This is a genomic window from Verrucomicrobiales bacterium, assembly GCA_016793885.1.
Lineage (GTDB): Bacteria > Verrucomicrobiota > Verrucomicrobiia > Limisphaerales > UBA11320 > UBA11320.
Window position 1 is genome coordinate 1 of record JAEUHE010000176.1, and the last position, 2,394, is coordinate 2,394.

Below are 2,394 nucleotides of genomic sequence, written 5' to 3' on the forward strand. Positions count from 1 at the left end.
ACGTCGAGGCGGTGTCCGGGGCGCACGCGGCCACCAAGCTCCTGAGTGGACGCTCGGAGAACTCAAACTTCTAGGCACGCGCCCCGATGCCGAGATTGCTCGCAGTGATTCCAAAGGAAAAACGCTGGCTGGTAAGTGAGCGTTCTCGACTCACTTCCCAGCTGCAATAGCCCGAAGTGCTCACACTAAAACACCCCCACCCACCCTCATCGAACTGTTAGCCTCCCATTCGTCTCCAAAAGTAGCCTAGAAAACCAGCGGAGATCCAGAGAGCGACAACCAGCACCCAGTGGCTCAGCCACGGACTCGACTGGAGATCGGCGCATTCCTGACGGAGGATTCGCCCGGATTGGTCGAAGTCGGCCTTCGCCGCATCCCAGGCTTTTGAGCCTTTGACCAGCCCGTCGCGAATCTGCTGCGCAGTTTTCTCGGCCTCCACCAGATGGCTCTTGAAACTGCCGAGGATCTTCTCGGCAATGGCGGCTTGATCCCGAATCTGTTTCTGAAGTTCTTGGGTTCGGGTCAAGGTCGTCGACTCATAGGCCTTGATCTGACTGGCGATGCAATTCTGCTGCTCTCGAAACTCCTTCTGCAAGGATGCCCGGGCCGCTTCGATGGTCAGGAGCACCTTCGCGGCGGCCCGGAATTGAGATCGGTTGAGCAGCACCAGTTGGACCGGGAAAGAATTCTCATCCCCCTGGCACCAGGCGGCCAAGAGCTTCCGAAGCTGTTTGGCCTCCGCTGGAGAGGCTCCCTCACACAACGCGTCAAAGGCAGTATCCTCCATACTTCATTCTCCAAAGTTAAGGTTGGCCTGAGCATCGCTTTCCGGGGCAGCGGTGTTCACTTGCTCTGAATTAGATTCCAAGGAGAACCCCTCGGGAAGCAGCAGTTCGGCGATCGGATCATACTCGAGGAAGACCTTCTGCAGAGCCCATTGAATCTCCCCCGCCAGGAGACGCTCCAAATAGTTCATGTCTGGATGAGAGACTTCGGCGAAGCTTAAAGCGCGTTTGGCTTTCATCTCGGCTTTCTCCATGGCCAGAAGTGTTGTGGGCGTGATGCCAGGTAGGAGGATCGACCTGGCTCCAAAATCGATGAGCTGTGCCTCGAGCTGCGATCCGTTGAAAAGATCGCCCCGCGCCTTGGTAGGGTTGTGGACGATGACGTAGTCGACTCGATCTCCCGCATAGAGGAACAGACGGGCGACGTTGTTCATGCTTTCGGTGTCGTCGGTCGGGAACAGAAAGAACGTCAGCCGAATGCCTTCGTCCGCACAAATGTCCAGGATCTGCAATTCTTCCAGGGCACTGAGGATGAGCGCATCGGCCTGGGCGCGAGTGTCGATCACGTGGATGGGGGTGTTCTCTTTCATGACTCGGCGAAACAACGTAAGTAAGGCGGATTTGCTCTCCTGCCCGTTGCCGAGTTGATACGACTTGACGACGTCCCGGTGCCGAGCGGCAAAAGTATGGTGGCGGTCGTCTAGATCCGATCCAGTCCACTGGATGCCGTGGTGATCCAGCCAGGCGGTGCGGAACTCGGTTTCAAAGCTCTTGCCGAGGTTGCCTTTGGATTGAGGGTTAAGATGAATGCGTCGGGTAATTTTCATGTTGCGGTTGGGTCGTTGAGGTTGATGCGAGCGGGATCCGCAGAACGAAATCGTCGCGCTGGAGGCATGGCTGCCGCGATCGGTTTTGCATTCACGGCGTTGACCACCGGATCTGGCGACTCCTGCGAGCCAATCGACTCCCAGTGTGTAACCGCCTGGCGTTTCACAAATCGCCGGAAGAACTGGTGCACACCCTGAAACGTGATCGTACAGCCCACTTGATCAGTAAGGTGACATGCGATTTCCTTCCAGCTCATCCGCTGTCGACGAAGACTTCGGATAAGTTCGGTGTGAGGTTCGAGCCGACTGTGATACGCCCGTCCGCCGCCCTTGCGACGGAGCGTGTGCGATTGGTTCTCGTTCTCGGATCCCATGCCTTCCAGGTTGCCCGAGACGTCAGAATCCGCGTTAGCGAGTAGTTTGAGGGTTAACACCACCTGCTGGGGAGTTACGCGGATTCCATATAGAACCCCTCAGAAATCACCCTGCGTTGGGCTCGACCGAGTCAGCGTTGGAATGGCGGTTGAACCGTGTTGAAAGCGGTTGAGCGCGGGCGTTGAAGCCCGTTGACCCGGGTTGAGCTTATCAACGCCATTCAACGGACTGGGTCCCCTGTCCTGCCCCGGGCCGCGCTCCTCAGTGAAATTCTAAGCTCCAGCTTAGGGGTAGGGCGTCTCCACAATAATGAATCCATCCCGCAGCGCCTAGCGCCTTGAATCGAGTGCCGATTCTTGAGGCAGAGGGTTGAACACGAATGTATCGAGGTCAGGTGGGGCCATACA

3 protein-coding genes are annotated in these 2,394 nt (G+C 57.2%); all 3 read right to left on the reverse strand.

Annotated elements, in window-relative coordinates:
- Positions 1-217: 217 nt before the first annotated feature.
- Genes JNN07_19545 through JNN07_19555 form a run of 3 tightly spaced genes read right to left on the reverse strand, consistent with a single transcriptional unit; the run spans position 218 to position 2,046 of the window.
- Entirely contained in the window at positions 218-787 is a 570-nt protein-coding gene (locus tag JNN07_19545; GenBank protein ID MBL9169939.1) for a hypothetical protein, read from the reverse strand.
- A gap of 3 nt (positions 788-790) precedes the next feature.
- Positions 791-1,612, reverse strand: coding sequence for a hypothetical protein (locus tag JNN07_19550; GenBank protein MBL9169940.1), 822 nt, complete (start codon positions 1,610-1,612; stop codon positions 791-793).
- Complete coding sequence (locus JNN07_19555; protein MBL9169941.1) at positions 1,609-2,046, reverse strand: hypothetical protein; 438 nt, start codon at positions 2,044-2,046, stop codon at positions 1,609-1,611. Before JNN07_19555 ends, JNN07_19550 begins: the two co-directional genes overlap by 4 nt.
- Between the last annotated feature and the right edge of the window lie 348 nt (positions 2,047-2,394).

Coding starts and splice junctions, on each gene's coding strand:
- JNN07_19545 (MBL9169939.1), bottom strand. CDS start 787: ATGGAGGATACTGCCTTTGACGCGTTGTGTGAGGGAGCCTCTCCAGCG.
- JNN07_19550 (MBL9169940.1), bottom strand. CDS start 1,612: ATGAAAATTACCCGACGCATTCATCTTAACCCTCAATCCAAAGGCAAC.